This is a genomic window from Dyadobacter linearis (genome assembly GCF_907165045.1).
Lineage (GTDB): Bacteria > Bacteroidota > Bacteroidia > Cytophagales > Spirosomataceae > Dyadobacter > Dyadobacter linearis.
Window position 1 is genome coordinate 872645 of sequence record NZ_CAJRAU010000002.1, and the last position, 19969, is coordinate 892613.

The 19969-nt window shown below is 45.9% G+C and carries 15 protein-coding genes; 10 read left to right on the forward strand and 5 right to left on the reverse strand.

The genetic code is table 11. The features are described 5' to 3' along the window. A complete protein-coding gene (locus KOD92_RS09675) occupies positions 1-1821 on the reverse strand; it encodes a M61 family metallopeptidase (protein ID WP_215233334.1) in 1821 nt (606 codons plus the stop codon). 42 nt (positions 1822-1863) lie between these two features. Between KOD92_RS09675 and KOD92_RS09680 the strand changes: the two genes are divergently transcribed. Both KOD92_RS09680 and lspA read left to right on the forward strand, forming a co-directional pair. After that, entirely contained in the window at positions 1864-2550 is a 687-nt protein-coding gene (locus KOD92_RS09680) for a 3-keto-disaccharide hydrolase (protein WP_215233335.1), read from the forward strand. After that, positions 2550-3062 carry a signal peptidase II gene (gene lspA, locus KOD92_RS09685; RefSeq protein ID WP_215233336.1) on the forward strand — a complete coding sequence of 171 codons (513 nt, stop codon included), beginning with the start codon at positions 2550-2552 and terminating at the stop codon, positions 3060-3062. The genes KOD92_RS09680 and lspA overlap by 1 nt, the downstream gene beginning before the upstream one ends. Before the next feature lie 71 nt (positions 3063-3133). On the opposite strand, the gene KOD92_RS09690 is transcribed toward lspA, so the two are convergent. Together KOD92_RS09690 and KOD92_RS09695 are read right to left on the reverse strand one after the other, a co-directional pair. Then, entirely contained in the window at positions 3134-5404 is a 2271-nt protein-coding gene (locus KOD92_RS09690) for an aconitate hydratase (protein WP_215233337.1), read from the reverse strand. A gap of 54 nt (positions 5405-5458) precedes the next feature. Then, the gene (locus KOD92_RS09695) at positions 5459-8230 is read right to left on the reverse strand and encodes a bifunctional aconitate hydratase 2/2-methylisocitrate dehydratase (RefSeq protein WP_215233338.1); all 2772 of its coding nucleotides are present in this window, start codon (positions 8228-8230) and stop codon (positions 5459-5461) included. A 338-nt stretch (positions 8231-8568) separates the two neighbouring features. Here KOD92_RS09695 and topA point away from each other — a divergent pair, with 338 nt between their 5' ends. The 4 genes from topA to KOD92_RS09715 all read left to right on the forward strand — a co-directional run bounded on the left by topA (position 8569) and on the right by KOD92_RS09715 (position 13872). Further along, positions 8569-11013 carry a type I DNA topoisomerase gene (gene topA, locus KOD92_RS09700; RefSeq protein WP_215233339.1) on the forward strand — a complete coding sequence of 815 codons (2445 nt, stop codon included), beginning with the start codon at positions 8569-8571 and terminating at the stop codon, positions 11011-11013. A gap of 72 nt (positions 11014-11085) precedes the next feature. Beyond that, on the forward strand, positions 11086-11778 hold the full coding sequence (locus KOD92_RS09705; RefSeq protein WP_215233340.1) for an SIR2 family NAD-dependent protein deacylase: 693 nt from the start codon (positions 11086-11088) through the stop codon (positions 11776-11778). A 3-nt stretch (positions 11779-11781) separates the two neighbouring features. Next, a complete protein-coding gene (locus tag KOD92_RS09710; RefSeq protein WP_215233341.1) occupies positions 11782-12663 on the forward strand; it encodes a bifunctional 5,10-methylenetetrahydrofolate dehydrogenase/5,10-methenyltetrahydrofolate cyclohydrolase in 882 nt (293 codons plus the stop codon). Between the two features lie 147 nt (positions 12664-12810). After that, positions 12811-13872, forward strand: a complete 1062-nt coding sequence (locus KOD92_RS09715; RefSeq protein ID WP_215233342.1) for a helix-turn-helix transcriptional regulator — start codon at positions 12811-12813, stop codon at positions 13870-13872. A 7-nt stretch (positions 13873-13879) separates the two neighbouring features. On the opposite strand, the gene KOD92_RS09720 is transcribed toward KOD92_RS09715, so the two are convergent. Further along, positions 13880-14659 carry a hypothetical protein gene (locus KOD92_RS09720; RefSeq protein WP_215233343.1) on the reverse strand — a complete coding sequence of 260 codons (780 nt, stop codon included), beginning with the start codon at positions 14657-14659 and terminating at the stop codon, positions 13880-13882. Next, complete coding sequence (locus KOD92_RS09725; protein ID WP_215233344.1) at positions 14660-15721, reverse strand: AMP-binding protein; 1062 nt, start codon at positions 15719-15721, stop codon at positions 14660-14662. A gap of 106 nt (positions 15722-15827) precedes the next feature. Here KOD92_RS09725 and menB point away from each other — a divergent pair, with 106 nt between their 5' ends. The 4 genes from menB to KOD92_RS09745 all read left to right on the forward strand — a co-directional run bounded on the left by menB (position 15828) and on the right by KOD92_RS09745 (position 19950). After that, positions 15828-16652 carry a 1,4-dihydroxy-2-naphthoyl-CoA synthase gene (menB, locus tag KOD92_RS09730; RefSeq protein ID WP_215233345.1) on the forward strand — a complete coding sequence of 275 codons (825 nt, stop codon included), beginning with the start codon at positions 15828-15830 and terminating at the stop codon, positions 16650-16652. Between the two features lie 39 nt (positions 16653-16691). Beyond that, a complete protein-coding gene (locus KOD92_RS09735) occupies positions 16692-17099 on the forward strand; it encodes an EVE domain-containing protein (RefSeq protein WP_215233346.1) in 408 nt (135 codons plus the stop codon). Next, on the forward strand, positions 17092-18669 hold the full coding sequence (locus tag KOD92_RS09740; RefSeq protein WP_215233347.1) for a hypothetical protein: 1578 nt from the start codon (positions 17092-17094) through the stop codon (positions 18667-18669). The genes KOD92_RS09735 and KOD92_RS09740 overlap by 8 nt, the downstream gene beginning before the upstream one ends. A gap of 393 nt (positions 18670-19062) precedes the next feature. Further along, a complete protein-coding gene (locus KOD92_RS09745) occupies positions 19063-19950 on the forward strand; it encodes a class I SAM-dependent methyltransferase (protein ID WP_215233348.1) in 888 nt (295 codons plus the stop codon). Positions 19951-19969: the final 19 nt, after the last annotated feature.

Sequence of the window (19969 nt, forward strand, 5' to 3'; positions counted from 1 at the left end):
TTATTTGATCCGGCTATCCAGCCAGGCTGAGCGGAATTTTTGCATTTCAGGGGTAAGTGCTTGTCCCAAAGTTTCACTCGGAACGACGAGCAGCCTAGGGTTTTCAATCAATGCGATCGTTGCCAGTTTGGTTTCTTCGCGGTGCTTGTATTCAACGGTTATTTTGTCTCCGGGTTTGTGTGATTTTAAAATTGTGTTCAGGTCATTTTGTGAACCAATGGCTTTTCCCTCTACTCTCAGGATCTGATCATCTACGTCGAGGCCAGCGGCATAGAGTGGAGAACCGATCAATGTGTTGTTTAGTATTGTTAGTTCAGAACCTTCTTTAAACCTTAGGTCGCCAATCCACGCCTGACCTTCCGATTGTTTTTTGAGCGTAAGTCCGGCTTTTGCCAGGAGCGGTTTGTAGTCAAAAGATTCATGTCCGTTTACATACTTAGTAAAAAAGCTGGCTGCGAAATCGGCATCCTTTGAATAATCCGCAAGTACAGTCTGCAAGTCAGAAACCGAATAAGGAATCTCAGGTTTCCCGTGTTTCAGCCAGAGCATTTTCATAAAATCATCCAGATTTAAACCTTTGGACCTGAGTTCCAGATCGAGTGCCAGGGCGATTGAAGCTCCGTAGGGATAGTAGGATGTGTAGAAATTGGGATAGTTCGTTTTATCAACCGCCACGCCAGCATCCACAAAAACAGCCATATTGCTTGCCTGGACGGGGGAAACGCGTTTTGCACCCGGCGTGTTTTCTTTTGTATTTACCAGAAATGTGAGTGCTTGGCAATAGTCTGCCAGTGGATCGAACCCTGCTCTTTCCAAAATCAGGTCACCGTAATATTGAGTGAAACCTTCTGCAAACCAAAGCTCGAAGCTCATATTGCTTTTTTCGAAATTGAAAGGTTCGAGCGATTTGGGACGGATCCGTTCCACATTCCACGTATGGAAAAATTCATGTGAAAACACACCGAGCAGATTATCCGAGCCATTAAATGCGACCGGAATACTGATCATCGTACTGTTCCGGTGCTCCATTCCGTCACCTTTAACGTAAGGATTGATGCTAGCAAGAAAAGTATATTCAGGAGAATCAAACACAGGATATTCACCGAAAATCGTCTTTGCTTCCTGCGTAACCTTTTTCACTTTGTCTGCAAAACTGCTTGATAGTGAATCACTTGCATTCGCTTCGAGTGCCAGTTTGAACTTCGATTGTTTTCCATCGACATTCTCCAAAGTCCATTCCTTCCAGATGAGCTTGCCTATTTTAGTGGGAGAATCCATAAAGTACTGCAAACCCGGCGCAGTGAAAGTATTCGGTTCTTTACCTTTAAGCAGCTGTGTCGCGATTGTCCATTTCGATTCTTTGGGTAGATTAAATTTCACTTCCATCGGTGCATTCTGCAATTCTTTCACCCACATGAAAGTTGCGGGCATATTGAGCTGAATGCTCGACGCATCTATTCCCGCGTAGGTACCGTCGGCGTGGTTTGCATAAAGTGTATATTCCACTTTTACAAAACCATTGATACCTAAAACCCTGTACATATCACCATCAATGTGCTGAATATCAAGCTTTTTGCCGGACTTATCAGAGGCGGAGACTTCATACACGTTCTTGCCGTATTCATGCGTCGCATAACGCCCGGGGGACGACCGGCTCATCCGGAAAGTCAGTTCCTTTTGAGGCACATCAGAGACATTTACCTTAATATTTGCCTCGTGATGAACCAGATTCGGGAAGGAAACATCATAGCTGATTTTTTGCGCGAGTGCATGGAATGCGATCGCTTGCAAAGCGATGAGGGATAGTATTTTTTTAGTCATGAATATGAAAGAAGTAGCAAAAATTAAATATAACTTAACCCCATGAAAAAATTATTACTTCCGATCGTTTCGGTATTTCTTTTTGCCCAAACTTCTTTCAGTCAGTCGAAAGCATTATTGAACGGGAAAGACCTGCAAGGCTGGCATGTGGACGTGCCGGAAATGGACAAAGATCCAAATGTAAAATCGCCTTTTATCATCAAAAATGGAATGCTGACCAGTCTGGGGACACCGGGTGGCCATTTAATCACAGACGATCAATATGAAAACTTTCGTTTAACCTTTCAGTATCGTTTTGCCGGAAAGCCGGGTAACTGCGGTGCGCTGGTATTCGTTTCTACTCCGCGTGACTTGTACGAAATGTTCCCGAAATCGATCGAAGTCCAGATGATGCATCAAAATGCAGGTGATTTCTGGTGTATTCAGGAAGATATTACAGTACCTGATATGGAAAAACGACGCGGCCCAAAAGAAAAATGGGGAGTTAACGGAGATAAGTTGCGCCGTATTCCAAACCTGACGGACGGAACCGAAAAACCGCTGGGTGAATGGAATTCAATGCATATTGAATGTGTTAAAAATTCGATCAAAGTGTGGCTGAATGGCGTGCTGGTCAATTATGGCTACAACGCTACGGCCCAGAAAGGACAGATCGCCTTGCAGTCGGAAGGCTCAGAAGTGGAATTCAAGGAAGTGATGGTCACTCCTATCAAAACATTGTCAAAATAATGTCAAAACTAAAATCCAGCAGGGTTTTCAGAAATGCAGTAGTATTGAGCATTCTGGTTGCAAATATCGGATGTGACCAGATATCTAAGCAGATTGTCCGAAAACATGTAGGGTTTTATGAATCGATCAGCGTTATAAAGGATTACTTCACAATCATTTACGTAGAAAATACAGGCGCGTTTCTAAGTATAGGAAGCAATTTACCCGATACTTTAAAAATATTGATTCTCTCGGTTATTCCGCTTATCGCGCTCATTTTCGGAGTATTTTATATTCTGGTGAAAAGAAACTTAACACTCCTCAGCTCACTTGCATTGAGCTTTGCGATTGGTGGTGGAATAGGCAACATTTACGACAGGCTTATGCACGGTTCAGTCACGGATTTTATGCACATTAACCTCGGCTTTTTCCAAACAGGCATTTTTAATATGGCCGATGTTTCAATCATGACCGGCATGTTCATTTTTCTTTACCAGTCATTCAGCAGGCAAAAAGAACGGATGCTGGGATAAGCGATCAGCTGTTGGCCATTAGCTGTTAGGGTAAGAATACCGGCTAACAGCTAATAGCTAACGGCTAATACCTACACAGCTCCTACTGAACGACGAATGATATTCAATGCTGATCCAGCTTTGAACCACTCAATCTGCTGATCATTGTATGTATGATTCACAGGAAATTCGTCGGTTGAACCGTCGTTGTGATGCAAAACAATTGTCAGTGGCTGTCCTTCGGAAAAGGTTTGCAGCCCTAAAATATCGATTGTATCGTCTTCCTGGATCTTATCGTAGTCGGCTGTGTTAGCGAAAGTCAACGCGAGCATACCCTGCTTTTTCAGGTTAGTTTCGTGGATACGGGCAAAAGATTTGGTCAGAATCGCGCGTACTCCAAGGAACCGTGGCTCCATGGCGGCGTGCTCGCGGGATGATCCTTCTCCATAATTTTCATCACCTACCACGATCGTCCCGATGCCGTGCGCTTTGTAATCACGCTGAACGGCTGGCACTTCGCTATATTGATTATTTAGCTGATTTTTGACAGTGTTGGTTTTCTCATTGTAATAATTGACCGCACCAATCAGCATATTATTCGAAATATTATCGAGGTGGCCACGGTATTTCAACCAGGGACCTGCCATTGAAATATGGTCAGTTGTACACTTTCCTTTCGCCTTAATAAGCAATTTCAAACCTATCAGATCTGTTCCTTCCCATGCTGCAAATGGTTCCAGCAATTGGAGACGGTCAGAAGTAGGGCTCACAAGTACCTGAACCTGACTCGGATCTTCTGCCGGAGCCTGGTAACCTGCATCTTCGACAGCAAAACCGTGTATCGGCAATTCAATGCCGCTCGGTTCGTCGAGCATTACTTCGTCACCATCTATATTCACCAATTTATCGGTGCGAGGATCAAATGTAAGGCGACCGGCGATTGCCAATGCAGTTACAATTTCAGGCGAAGCTACGAATGAGTGCGTGTTCGGATTACCGTCGGCACGTTTCGAAAAGTTACGGTTGAAGGAAGTGATAATAGAGTTTTTCTCCCCTTTCTCAGCTCCGTGACGTGCCCACTGACCGATACAAGGTCCGCAAGCATTCGCCAGTACTACGCCTCCTATTTGTGCAAATGTATCCAGGTAACCATCGCGGTCAACCGTATACCTAACCAGCTCAGAACCAGGTGTAATGGTATATTCAGAGCTTACTTTCAGCTTTTTATCAACAGCCTGCTGCGCCAGGGAGGCCGCGCGGCTTACGTCTTCATAAGAAGAGTTGGTACAAGATCCGATCAAACCAACCGAAAGAACTTCCGGCCAGCCATTTTCTCTTACCGCAGTAGCGAACTTAGAAAGTGGCCACGCCAGATCCGGGGTAAATGGTCCGTTAATTTGTGGTTCTAATAACGAAAGGTCAAGTTCTACCAGCTGGTCATAATATTGTGCCGGATCGGCGTAAACCTCGTCATCTGAGCGCAATAAGTGTTTTACCGCGTCAGCAGCATCGGCAACATCTGCTCTTTCCGTCGCTCTCAGGTAGGCAGCACTTCTATGATCATATGCGAAAATGGAAGTAGTAGCTCCTACTTCAGCACCCATATTACAGATCGTCGCTTTCCCGGTTGCGGAGATGCTTTCAGCACCTTCTCCAAAATACTCAACGATGTAACCTGTTCCGCCTTTTACAGTTAATTGGCCCGCTACCCATAGGATAACGTCTTTTGCAGCAGTCCAGCCGCTTAACTTTCCGGTCAGCTTCACACCGATCAAACGAGGCATTTTCAATTCCCACGCAAGTCCCGACATTACATCACTGGCATCAGCACCGCCGACACCAATCGCGATCATACCTAAACCACCCGCATTTGGCGTGTGTGAATCGGTACCGATCATCATTCCGCCCGGAAATGCATAATTTTCAAGCACAACCTGGTGAATAATACCCGCACCAGCGCGCCAAAATCCCAGACCATATTTATTAGAAACAGATGAAAGAAAATCGTAAACCTCTTTATTCTTATCAACTGCATTTTTCAAATCCTGCGTTGCGCCTACTTCCGCCTGGATCAGGTGATCGCAGTGCACTGTGGAAGGAACCGCAACCTGTGGCCTTCCCGCCTGCATAAATTGCAACAATGCCATTTGGGCGGTTGCGTCCTGCATGGCCACGCGGTCGGGAGCAAAATCTACATATGATTTACCCCTTTCGTAACGTTGCGAAGGTGAGCCTTCCCACAAATGAGAATATAAAATCTTCTCAGCCAGGGTTAAAGGGCGCCCTTCTACCTTGCGGGCAGCTTCTACCCTCTCTTCCATGCGGGCGTAAACGCCCTTTATCATATCTAAGTCAAATGCCATATCTCTTTGATTATTGCTTATACATCACAGTTCTCAACAATTGTACCACAAATGCTATTTAGCTAACTGCTTCACCGGAGGTGCGAATTTGGTGAGGTCAATACCCACCACTGCGGCTTTGTATTCCGCCATATTAGGAATGCGGCCCAGGATCGCAGAAAGCACAACTACCGGAGTGGACGCGAGCAAAGACTCTCCTTTTTTACGCTCCGAATCTTCCACAACTCTTCCCTGGAATAGTCGGGTTGAAGTGGCCAGAACTGTATCTCCTTTCGCTGCTTTTTCCTGGTTACCCATGCAAAGGTTGCAGCCGGGACGTTCCAGGTACATCATATTCTCGTATTCGGTACGTGCCGCCACTTTCGGAGCGTTATCGTCGAATTCGAAGCCGGAGTATTTCTGCAAAACATCCCAGTCACCTTCTACTTTCAATTCTTCAATAATATTATAGGTAGGTGCTGCCACAACCAGCGGGGCGTGGAACTGAACCTTGCCTTGCTGATCTTCCAGGTTACGGAGCATTTGAGAAACAATTTTCAAATCTCCTTTGTGAACCATGCAGGAACCGACAAAACCAAGATCCACCTTTTTATCTTCCCCATAATAAGAAAGCGGGCGAATGGTATCGTGGGTGTAACGTTTGGAAACTTCCTTATTATTTACATCCGGATCCGCAATCATTGGCTCTACGATCACGTCAAGGTCGATCACAACCTCAGCGTAATACTTTGCATTGGCATCAGGCACCAAAGCGGGCTTTTCGCCTGATTTTATTTCAGCGATCCGCTTATCTGCTTTGTTGATCAATCCCTGCAAAACCTGCTTGTGGTTCTCCATTCCCTTATCGATCATGATCTGGATCCGCTTTTTCGCAATTTCCAGTGATTCGATCAGCGTATCATCTTCTGAAATGCAGATAGAGGCTTTTGCCTTCATTTCCGCAGTCCAGTCAGTAAATGTAAATGCCTGGTCGGCAGGCAGCGTGCCAAGGTGAACCTCGATAATTCTGCCCTGAAATACATTTTCCCCACCGAATTTCTGCAACATCTGAGCCTGCGTAGCATGAACCACATCACGGAAATCCATATGCTCCTTCATGTCGCCCTTAAACGTCACTTTCACCGATTCAGGAATTGGCATCGATACTTCGCCCGTGGCCAATGCAATGGCTACAGTTCCGGAATCAGCACCGAAAGCAACACCTTTCGACATTCTGGTATGAGAATCGCCGCCGATAATGATCGCCCACTCGTCAATCGTAATGTCATTCAATACCTTATGAATTACATCGGTCATGGCGTGATATTCGCCTTTCGGGTCACGCGCCGTGATCAGACCGAAATCGTTCATGAACTTCATCAGTTTCGGAATATTAGCCTGCGCTTTTTTATCCCAAACCGAGGCTGTGTGACAACCCGACTGATACGCACCGTCAACAATAGGCGAAATCGTAGTAGCTGCCATTGATTCCAGTTCCTGAGCGGTCATTAAACCAGTCGTATCCTGCGAGCCGACAATATTAACTTCCACACGAACATCGGAACCGGCGTGTAAAACTTTACCCGGTGTGACACCTACCGCATTTCTGTTGAATATCTTCTCAACTGCTGTCAGACCTTGTCCTTCATTTGAAATCTCTTTGGATGGAGCGAATACCAGCGTCGGCTCAATACCTAAAATTTTCGCAGCTACCGTTTGTATCTTTTTACCAAAAACAATTGCGTAAGATCCGCCTGCCCTGATAAATTCCTTTTTCTGCGGAGTAAGCGCCTTGGAAATGTCAATCAGTTCCCGGTCGCCATTATATAGCTTCTTTGTTTGGGTATTAATGGTCAAAACGGTGCCCGTAGCAACGGAATACACCTCTTCTAAAACCGGGTCGCCACTTTCATTGCGGACAACGTTTCCGTTTTCGTCTACTTTCTTGACCCAGTTTTTGAGGTCAATACCGATACCGCCTGTTACGTCAACAGTAGTAAGGAAAATCGGTGAAATACCATTCGTTCCGCCCACGATCGGCGCAATATTAACGTAAGGAATATACGGACTCGCCTGTTTACCGGTCCAAAGCGCCACATTGTTCACACCTGACATTCTGGACGAACCTACTCCCATTGTCCCTTTTTCTGCGATCAGCATGACGCTCTTGTCAGGATGTTCTTCCTGCAATGCTTTGATTTGCTTTTGTGCAGCCGTTGTAATCATGCATTGACCATGCAATTCACGGTCTGAGCGCGAGTGTGCCTGATTACCCGGAGATAGTAAATCCGTTGAGATATCACCCTCACCGGCGATAAATGTTACGATCTTGATTTCTTCCGGTATTTCGGGCAACAATGTAAAGAATTCACCGCGGGCATAACTTTCAAGGATTTCCCTCGCAATTTCGTTGCCGTTTTTGAATGCTTCTTTCAGACGATCTGTGTCCGCATCATACAGGTAAACCTGTGTTTTGAGAACCTGGGCAGCTTGTTTGGCAATCGAGTAATCCTCACCCAAAGCAAGATCGAGCAATACGCCGATCGATGGGCCGCCTTTCATGTGCGACAGCAATTCAAATGCAAAAGCGGGTGATATTTCTTCCAATACGGATTCCCCGAGAATGATCTCTTTCAAAAACCTGGCCTTCACGCCGGCAGCACTTGTGGTACCTGGTAATGTATTGTAAATGAAAAATTTAAGAGAGTCTTCGCGGTACTCATTTTGCGTATCCTTGATCTGTGCGATGATTTCTCCTAATAACTCGGCACCGTCAATTGGTTTTGGGTGAAGCCCCTGGGTTTCTCTTTCTTCGATCTCCCGGATGTAATCCTTATAAATGTTCATGTTTGAATTTTTTCAATTTTTTAAAGGGTAGCCTACGATTTTATAAGCTTTTTGAAACGCGCGAAATTACGAATTTAGCCAATATACGCAGGATTTGAAGCCTATTTTCAGCACTATTTAGCATCATTATATTCTAATGGTACATATAGATAACCCACCCCCATTTCTTTTTGTTCTCGTTGCAGGTTGATTTAATTCGTTATTTAAATCCTCAGACAGATCTGGCGGCGTTCTACCCCTATATTTCCCGCTCCTTTTGCAGCAACTTTGATTTTTTGTTCGATTGTGCCCTATATTTGGACATTCAAAGTGCTACCAGATTCCTTAAATCCAAAATTATGTCGAAAAATCTGGTGATCGTAGAGTCACCGGCGAAGGCCAAAACCATTGAAAGTTATTTAGGGCAGGACTTCACCGTTAAGTCAAGTTTCGGACACGTCCGCGACCTGCCGGAACATGATATGGGCGTGGATGTTGAACATGATTTTCAACCTTCTTATGAAATCTCGTCGGACAAGGTCAAAGTCATTTCTGAACTTAAAAAACTGGCAAAAGGAGCAGAAGTCTGGCTCGCAACGGATGATGACCGCGAAGGAGAAGCTATTTCGTGGCACCTGAAAGAGGCTCTCGGGCTTCCTGATGATACCAAAAGGATCGTATTCAGGGAAATCACAAAAACTGCCCTTCAAAATGCAATCACCAAACCGCGCGTCATCGACACCGACCTGGTTGACGCACAGCAAGCCAGAAGAATCTTGGACCGACTGGTTGGATACGAGCTATCTCCGGTACTTTGGAAGAAAATTAGGATTGGAAAATCAAACCTTTCAGCCGGTCGCGTGCAGTCTGTGGCAGTGCGGATCATCGTCGAAAGGGAAAGAGAAATAGATGCTTTCAGAACCAAAAACAGTTTCAAGGTAACTGCACAGTTCAACCTCGGCAACGGTAAGGTATTGAATGCTGAACTTGCAAAGAACTTTGCGACCGAAGAAGACGCAGTTCGTTTTCTTGAAAAATGCATTGGAGCGGAGTTCTCTATTAAAAATCTCGAAGTAAAACCTGCTAAAAAAACACCTGCACCGCCATTTACAACTTCTACATTACAACAGGAAGCTTCCCGCAAGCTTAGCTTTTCAGTAGCCCAGACCATGACAGTCGCGCAACGATTGTATGAAGCTGGTAAAATTTCCTACATGCGTACCGACTCTACCAATTTGTCGGAAGAAGCATTGGAGAAAGCACGGCAGCAGATTACGAAGGAATACGGTCAGGAATATTATAATAAAAGGATATTCAAAACTAAATCAGAATCGGCGCAGGAAGCTCACGAAGCTATTCGCCCGACTGATTTCTCGACCTTATCAGCCAGCAGCGACCGCAATGAACAGCGTTTGTATGAGCTGATCTGGAAACGTGCGATCGCATCCCAAATGTCTGACGCACAGCTGGAAAGAACAACCGCGACGATTGGAATATCCACCGCGTCAGAAGAACTGGTAGCGCAAGGTGAAGTGATCAAATTCGAAGGATTTTTGAAGGTATATCTCGAATCCAGTGATGAGGAAGGCGATGAAGAGCAAAAAGGAATGCTGCCGCCACTAAATATCGGGCAGATTCTGAACTTGTCGGATATGAAAGCCACCGAGCGTTTTACGCGAAATCCGCCCAGATATACGGAAGCTAGTTTGGTTAAGAAACTGGAAGAAATGGGCATAGGCCGACCATCGACTTATGCACCGACCATTTCTACGATCCTGAAAAGAGAATATATTGTAAAAGAAGACCGGCTTGGAACTGAAAGAGAGTTTAAAGAATTTACGCTCTCCAACGACGAGATTAAAGCCAAGGTAAATAAAGAAATATACGGTACTGAAAAGGCGAAACTATTCCCTACGAGTACCGGAATGGTTGTCAATGATTTTTTGGTAAGTCATTTTCAGGATATCATCGACTATTCCTTTACTGCGAGTGTAGAGAAAGATTTTGACAATATTGCTGACGGGCAACTTGCCTGGCGGACTATGATCAAGGATTTTTATACCCCATTTCAAAAGAAAGTAGCTGAGGCGAAGGAAGAAGCGATTGATAGAAGTCTGACTTCCAGAGATTTGGGAGAAGATCCGGCTACCGGCAAGAAAATGTCGGTACGCATTGGAAAATACGGACCATATGTGCAGATCGGCGATGTGGAGGATGAAGAAAAGCCGAAATTCGCGAGCTTGCAGAAGGGCCAGCTGATGGAAACGATCACTATTGAAGAAGCATTTGAATTGTTCAAATTACCGCGGACAGTGGGTTTGTTTGAAGAAAAAGAAATGGTCGTTAATATTGGAAAATTCGGGCCTTATGTGAAACACGACGGGAAATATTTCTCGCTGGCACGCACCGACGATCCGATGGCAGTTACCGAGGAAAGACTGGTTGAAATCATTGCTGACAAGCGCTTGCAGGACAGTAACAGAACGATCAAAGAATTCGCTGAGGACGCTGACGCAAAGGTTTTAAATGGAAAGTACGGGCCGTATATTGCTTTTGGTAAAAAGAATGTAAAGATCCCTAAGGGAACCAATCCGGCAGATCTGACTTACGAGGAGGTTGTAAAACTGGCAGCAGAAACGCCCGACAGGCCCTCGAGCAGAGGCGCGAAGAAGCCAGCGGCTAAGGCACCGGCAGCAAAAGCTCCCGCGGCGAAAGCTCCGGCAGCGAAGAAACCGGCGGCGGCCAAGAAAACAGTTGCAGCAAAGAAACCGGCGGCAAAGAAACCGGCTGCGAAGAAGGCATGAAGTGATAGCAAGCACGGCCGATAATGACAACTATTTGTGTATCAGTCGTGGCAAAAATAAACACACATTAAAATGAAAAAACTAGTAGTACTCTCAGGAGCGGGAATCAGCGCCGAAAGTGGCATCAGTACATTTCGCGACAACGGCGGTTTGTGGGACAATTATCGCATTGAAGATGTGGCAACGCCGGAAGCCTGGGCCCGAAATCAGGAACTGGTGTTGGATTTCTATAACCAGCGAAGAAAGCAGGCTTACGAAGTAAAACCCAACGCCGCACACTATGCGCTGGCAGATTTGGAAAAGCATTTCGACGTGACGATCATTACGCAAAACGTTGATAATCTGCATGAAGTAGCCGGTTCTTCCAAAGTACTTCACTTGCACGGCGAGCTTTTTAAATCACGCAGTACCAAAAATCCCGCGCTCGTTTACAAAATGGATTCCTGGGAGCTGAAAACGGGCGATTTGTGTGAGGAGGGAAGCCAGCTGCGCCCGCATATTGTCTGGTTTGGGGAAGAAGTTCCGATGATGGAGGTGGCGATGGATGTCACTGAACAAGCAGATATCTTTCTCGTAATCGGCACTTCCCTCGCAGTATACCCGGCCGCTGGCCTCGTGCACTATGTTCCGGCAGGCAGGCCCATTTACCTGATTGATCCAGCCCAACCTGATATTCGCCTGAAACCCAATATGACCTTCATTCAGGAAAAAGCTTCCACAGGAATGGAAATTTTGACCAACAAATATTTACTATCAGAAAATTAGAGAATGCAACTACTAGACGGGAAGGCTATTTCTTCTCAAATCAAATCTGAAATAAAGGAAGAAGTTGAAAAATGGGTCGCTGGCGGTGGCAAGAAACCACATTTGGCGGCTATCCTGGTTGGCAGCGACGGCGCGAGCGAAACGTATGTGGCTTCAAAGATCAGAAGCTGCGAAGAGATCGGGTTCTCTTCTACCCTGCTCCGGTTCGAGCCGACGGTTTCCGAGGCCGAAGTGCTGGAAGCTGTTGAACAGCTAAATAACGATCCCGACGTGGACGGATTTATCGTACAACTTCCCCTTCCTGCGCATATTTCTGAAAATACGATCATGGAGGCCGTAAACCCTGCGAAAGATGTGGACGGTTTCCACCCGGTGAATGTGGGTAAAATGTGCAAGGGGCTTCCGGCTTATATTTCTGCGACACCCTTCGGTATTCTTGAAATGCTGATCCGCGCGAAAATTGATACCAGCGGTAAACACTGCGTGGTAGTAGGTCGCAGCCAGATCGTTGGGTTGCCGATGAGTATTCTGATGCAGCGAAACGACTACCCTGGCAATTGCACAGTAACCATTACGCACAGTAAAACGCAAAACCTGAAAGAGATCTGCCAGAGTGCCGACATTCTGATCGCAGCATTGGGCCGGGCTGATTTCATCAAAGCTGATTACGTAAAAGAAGGTGCGGTGGTGATTGACGTGGGCATTACCCGAGTGGTTGACCCCACGAAAAAGAGCGGATATTCGATCAAAGGTGACGTTGACTTCAATGATGTTGCCCCCAAAACGAGCTATATTACGCCCGTTCCCGGAGGTGTTGGTTTGATGACGATCTGTGGTTTACTTACCAATACTTTCAAGGCTGCCAAGAAAGAAATTTATCAATAAAAGCAATTTTAATAGCTGAGCTTCTTGCTCAAAAACACTGGCCAGCTGAGCTGCATTCAATATGCAGTTCAGCTGGTTTTTTGTTGCCCTGTTTGATATTTGCTAAAAGATTTGTCAATTAGTAGCAGATTTCAAATCTATCGGTTTATGAGTATTGTAAGTAATAATATCAAATACCTGCGCAGGCTGAATGGGCTGACGCAGGAACAGTTTGCCAGAAAAATAGCGATCAAACGCTCTCTGTTAGGAGCTTACGAAGAGGCACGCGCCAATCCGAATTTGACGAACCTCAAAAATATGGCGTCTGCGTTTGGCATTACGGTCGATAATTTGCTAAAAAATGATCTCAGAAAACTAAGGGAAACGCCTGATATGTCGCTTCCGCTGTCGCCAGCTAAGCCAATGACAGTTTCACATTCAGGAAATATCCCTCCTGCTGCTCCTTCAAGAGTACCGACTTACGCCGAGCCCCAGCCGCTGGCAAAGATCATGGAGAAGTATCAGCAGCCGGAACAGCCGCTCAGAATGGTGTCAAGGCAGGTTAACCTCAAACCGGTCAGTGGTGAAGCACCGGCACCAGCCGTACAGCAACCGCCGCGGGCGATGAATTATGCTAATCCTGAGCCGCCACAGGCAGCTAATTACGCCCCTAACCAGCTGCCAGTATTCAATAATCAGTTTCAAACTAACCAGTTCAATGCGGCTGCCGAAGAGCGGCCGAATATTTACCAGACTGTCCAGTGGGTTGCATTTAATATGCAAGGCCACTATCTGGCCAACTTTCAGAATCCCGCTTATTTGACTAACCTGCCGTCATTCCAGCTTCCAAATCTGGCAACCGGCTATTACCGGGCGTTTGAAGCCGGAGAAGATTATACATATCCCGGCTCGCTGCTGGTCGGTACTTTCGTGCGCAACTGGTACGATATCCACGACGGAATGCAGTATGTTTTTGTGCTAAAAAGTCAGGGAATTATTTGCAGGACTGCATTCAACCACGTTAAAACATCGGGATTTCTATTACTGACCTCCGATAATCCGGAAGTAGCTGAGCTGGAAATTCCTCTACAGGACGTATTGGAAGTATGGGAGATCAAAGCTTTTATCAGCCTGCAAATGCCCGCGCCGCAACCTTCGCTCGATCGCATTATGCAGCTAGTGGATGAATTGCAAATGGAGCTTAGTCAATACCGGCAGCAGGGCATTTAGCAATGCGCTAAACTTTTTTGCCCAGTGTACTAAACAGGTTTTCTATTTTAGAAAGGTCTTTACTTTTCGATGTCGTTTCTAAAACTGCGACGCCCATTTGATACCACAAACCATCACCGGCAGTAAGGTACTTACCTTGTTTTGAGGGCTTTACTTCAGATGCATTGTCCGATACAAACTCTGCGCGGTAAACCGTGTCCATAATTTGTTGCAGCTGCGTCCATTCAAGCTGCTGCGGCGTTCCGTTGTTCTTGCTAATGGTAAATGATTTGTTAGCAAATGAAGCTTTCAGGTCCAGGCGGGTGGTTTTATCCTGGTCTATCTCAACAAATGATAGTTCAAAAGGATTTTCCCGGCCGCTGGTTTCGAAGATCGCCTGCATGAATTCCTGCAAAAAATACGACCAGCGTTCTTTGTCAACCGGGTATATGGTCACCCGCTTTTCATTTTCTTCCAACTCGATCTCAACAAAATCTTCATATTCATTTTCCTCCCGTTTTCTGATCGTTTTCGAGGATGAAAATATTTGCTCAAACTCGCTGATCCACTTTTCAGGAACTGGACCTTTCCATTTATAATCGTCTTCGGTCGTGAAACCCTCGTCGTAAATTTCGTCTTCCGAAAGTTCGTCCCGGTCTTTGTATTTAATCTCGAAATCTACCTCTAACTCCTTTTCGGCGAGCAGGTTAAGTTTCAGCGCATAGTAGTGTGCAAAGGGCGCAGGGACAACAGGCGCAGTTTCGAACCGGATGATGTATAGACCTGGTATTTGAAGATTCTTATCCATTTAAATTTGGGAAAACTGTTGAAATGAGCTGCGTTTGTCCACTTTGCCTGTCGGCGTTTTTGTGAACTGCGCTGCAAAGTAAATATGTTTCGGAGTTTCATAAGCCGAACTCCGCTTCCTAATTTCATCTAAAATCAATTCCTGATCAATTAAAAGATGCGCACCTTCGACGACCAGCACGAGTTTTTGCCCCAATTTCTCGTCAGGCAGATACCATGAAAAAAACGAGTTGGCTATACCAAGATGAAAGAAAGTCTGAGCTACTATCTGGTCGACCTGATCGAGTACGATCTTAACTCCTCCCGAATTAATTACATTATCCGCTCTTCCTATCCATTTAAAAGTATTGCCGCTAATTTCCACCAGATCGTTCGTCTGCACAGTTTCTCCATTCGTCACAGCTCCTGAAACGAACAAGCAGCTTCTTGGATCAGTACCAAACTGAATGCCAGGAAGGAAGGTGTAATTGTCTTCGGGAACTGGTGCATTTAATTTGCGCAATGCAATATGTGATACCGTTTCTGTCATTCCATAGCTTTGAAAAACGGGCTGCTCTATATTTAGTATTTCGTTTTGCAAATGCGTATTCACGGGCGCGCCGCCCAATAGGATCTTACCGAGGCTGTTAGCCCGGTTTCTTGTCGAAGGATTTTCCAGAATATTGGCTAACTGCATTGGTACCAGCGCAGTAAAATCGAAAGCAACGCTTGCACCGATGTCAAGCAGCGGATTGGATGAAGGTTCAATAACCGTCAGTTGCCAATCCAGCTCCATTCCTCGTACCAGCATCATTAGTCCGGCAATGTAATTGATATTGAGGCACACTAATGCACGTGTTCCTTTATCCAAAATCAGCGCCTTTCCTGTTGCTAATGCACTGCTTATCAATTGGTTTCGAGATATTGAAATTGGCTTAGGAACACCTGTTGATCCGGAAGTGTGCAGCACGAATTCCTCCTGACCCGTTTTCCAGGCACGCATAAAATCATGTGCTTTCGCGAGATATGGATCTTCCGGCCGGGGTTTTTCCCAAAAATCATTTGCTAAAAACATCTTATTCATTTGCTTTTTGAAGGATACCCAAACAATCAGTAATTTCGCACATTCGGCGCACGGACCTGCTTCTTCGGATTCCCCTGCCCTATTGTTTCAAATTTCAATTCAGATTATGTCCAGTTCAATTCAATGGGAAACCATTAAAGAATACGAGGAAATCCTTTTCACGCTGCACGAAGGAATTGCAAAAATAAGCATTAACCGCCCGCATAAACACAATGCATTCACGCCGCTTACAGTAACGGAAATGATCGACGCGATGCATATCTGCCGCGAAGACACGAGAATTGACGTGATTATTTTAACCGGCGAAGGCGGAAAAGCGTTCTGCTCCGGCGGCGACCAGTCAGTGCGCGGCCACGGCGGCTATATTGGCGAAGACCATGTGCCGAGGCTGAATGTACTGGATCTTCAAAGAATGATCAGGTCGATCCCAAAGGCAGTTATTGCGATGGTGGCCGGCTGGGCGATCGGCGGCGGGCACGTGCTTCACGTGATCTGCGACTTATCTATTGCGGCTGAAAATGCCCGGTTCGGACAAACCGGCCCGAAAGTCGGCAGTTTTGACGGCGGCTTCGGCGCATCTTACCTGGCGCGCGTAGTAGGTCAGAAAAAAGCGCGTGAGATCTGGTTCCTGTGCGATCAATATGACGCGAAAGAAGCGCTTGATATGGGTTTGGTGAACAAGGTTGTGCCGCTGGAAGAACTCGAAGAAACGACGGTGGCCTGGTGTAAAAAGATCCAGGAGAAAAGCCCGCTTTCAATCAGGATGCTGAAAAGCTCGTTCAATGCGGAATTGGACGGTCAGGCGGGAATTCAGGAATTAGCAGGGAATGCGACTTTGCTTTATTATCTGAGTGAGGAAGCGAAAGAGGGTCAGAAATCGTTTCTTGAAAAAAGAAAACCTGATTTTAGTAAATACCCGAAATTCCCCTGATTTTAAACAACACATTCAATACAAAAGCCTAACTGAATCATGAATTATTGGCTCGTCAAATCCGAACCCAGCACATACCCCTGGGATCAGCTTGTAAAAGAAAAAGAGGGAATGTGGGACGGCGTGCGTAATTATGCGGCACGGAACAACTTAATGGCTATGAAAAAAGGCGATCAGGTACTTTTTTACCATAGCAATGAGGGAAAAGAAGTAGTGGGCCTCGCGGAAGTTTCCAAAGAACATTATCCCGATCCTACCGCCAAAGAAGGTGACTGGGTAGTTGTAAATGTGGTTCCTGTTGAAAAATTCCCAAAAACAGTAACGCTGGCGCAGATTAAGGGCGATTCCCGGTTAAAGGAAATGGCTTTGGTGAAATTGTCAAGATTGTCGGTATCACCTGTGCGGCGCGAGGAATTTGATATTATTGTTGGACTCGCGCATGATTAAGCGTATTCTCCCAGGGCTCAGGCTGGCGTTTTTTGCAGTTTTGCTGCTTTGCATTCCGGTACTAGCCGGGGCGCAGAGTGTGAAGCGCGTGGAGCTTCCACTCTCGGGCAACACGGCTTACCAGACCGTTCCGCTCGGCGAGCAAGGAGTATTGCTGATCTCAAAACCTGACCGCGGTACATTTAATGTCCAGAAATTTGACAGTAACCTCGATCGCATCTGGTCCATTGATGGTCCTATCGAATCCAATCTGGACTATATAACCTCTTCGTACGACGGGCAGGCTGTTTTTTTGTTATTCAGCAAATACCGCAGCTCGCTTTATCAGATTGTAAAAGTGAATGTGGGCCCCGGCTTTGTCGAGACTTTCACTATCAATACCGTCGACCGTTTCGAGATCACGGATTTTAAAACGCTGGGCTATTCTGTTTTTATGGCAGGAATGGTGCGGAATGAGCCGGTACTGATTTTTACGCAGCTTACAACTGCGCAAACGAGAGTGCTGCCTTCCGCTATTAAAGGCTCAAATGCGATTCAGACTGTGGAAGTGGATACCGCGCATCATTTGGTAAATGTTTGTTTTGCGGTAAAAAAAGGAAGACAAACCAAGATAGTAGCGCGTTCCTATGAAGAAACCGGCGAGCTTTACACGCAGGTTTCGGTGGATCCTGAAGATGATTTTTCATTGCTGAGTGGCCGGTTGCAGGTATTGAACGATTCGGTCAGGATTTTGATCGGGACATATGGGTACCGCAATATGCAGAGCAGCAGCACGGCGGCTTCTCAGGGTTTGTATATTAGTAAAATTGTGGGTGAAGAGACCGTTTTTACGAAATACCACAGTTTTACTGATTTCAAAAATTTCTTTAATTTCATGAATGAGCGCCAGCAGGAAAAGATCGAAAGGCGCATCAAGAAGAAAAAAGAAAGCGGCGACGATTTAAAACTGAATTACAGGCTTTTAGTACACGATATCGTACCGAAGGATAACCACTATCTTCTTGTCGCTGAGGCATTCTACCCGGAATATCGCTACAATAACAATGCGATGATGGGTGGAATGGGTTATGGTGGATTTGGCGGCTACCCCTTTGGAATGGGACTTTATAACCCTTACTTATGGAACCCGATGTACGGCGGCCGTGGCTACAACCAGCAGGTTTTCGATGGATTTACATACACCCACGCCATTGTGACCGATGTGGATCAGAATGGAAATCTTGTCTGGGACAACAGCATTAACTTTGATAATGTGAAGAGTATGGAGCTGCGGGAAAAAATCCGCGTTCAGACTTTTGCGAATGGAAATTCCAGATTGGTTTACAGCCATAACGGCGCGATCCGCAGCAAGATTATCAAAGGCAATCAGGTAGTAGACAGCGACCGGGTAATCCCTAACGAAACCAATGTAGAAGGCGACAAGGTGAGAAAGACCAGTACCGATGATATTGACTATTGGTACGGTAACTTTTACCTCGCGTGGGGCGAACAACGCATCGTAAACGCAGCCGGCGACCCGCAGACCAGGGGAAGAAGAAATGTGTTTTATATGAATAAGATTGCATATTGAGCGTATCTCAATGGCGAACAGCATCAGCCCGTGGGGCCGTTGGCTGAAGCCAACGGAAATTGATGAATGATCGTCGGCTTTGGCCGAAGGGTAATGAAATCAATACCAATCAGCATCAGCCCGTGGGCCGTTGGCTGAAGCCAACGGAAATTGATGAATGATCGTCGGCTTTGGCCGAAGGATAATGAAATCAATACCAATCAGCATCAGCCCGTGGGCCGTTGGCTGAAGCCAACGGAAATTGATGCATGATCGTATGCTTTGGCCGAAGGATAATGAAATCAATACCAATCTGCATCAGCCCCGAAACCGTTGGCTGAAGCCAACGGAAATTAAAATCAATGCCCGTCGGCTTCAGCCGACGGAATGTACCATAAATAGAAAAAATAAAACGTGATATTACTTACTCCAGATCAGCATACTGACTACCAATTGATCGATTCGGGTGGCTTTGAAAAACTTGAACGATTCGGGCCATATATTCTGACGCGGCCGGAGCCGCAGGCGATCTGGGATAAGTCGCTTCCCGAAAGTGAATGGGAGGAACGGTCTAATGCAGTTTTCAAAAAAGATAAGAACTCCCAGGAAAAAGGACAGTGGGTTTCGAAGGCGGATATGCCTGAAAAATGGGTTTTTCAGTATCGCACCAATTCTATGCATTTGCGGAGCAAGCTCATATTATCTTCATTCAAGCACGTAGGCGTGTTTCCGGAGCAGGCGACGAACTGGGATTACATTTACAAAAAGGTTAAAAAAATTCCTGAGGAGAAGCTGAATGTACTGAACCTGTTTGCCTACACGGGCATTGCTTCGCTTGCGGCGAAAGCTGCGGGGGCAGACGTTACGCACGTCGACTCTATTAAGCAGGTGATCAGCTGGTCACGTGAGAATATGCAGCTGAGCGGACTTGACAATATCCGCTGGGTTGTGGAAGATGCATTGAAATTTGTGCAGCGGGAAGTGCGTCGGGGTAATCAATACAATGGTATTATACTGGATCCGCCAGCCTATGGACGGGGTCCTGATGGTGAAAAGTGGCTTTTGGAAGAAAGCTTGAACGAGATTTTGCGGCTATGTGCGCTTCTATTGAAGAAGGAAAATAATTTCTTTATCATCAACTTGTACTCACTCGGGTTCTCGGCGCTGATCGTGGAAAATTTGATCAATGCGCACTTTGGAGACGCAACAAATCATGAATTCGGCGAATTGTATGTTGCCGATTCTTTTGGTAAAAAATTGCCGCTGGGTGTGTTTTCACGTTTTTCAGATCAAAACGATTGACATATAGCAAGCCTATTCT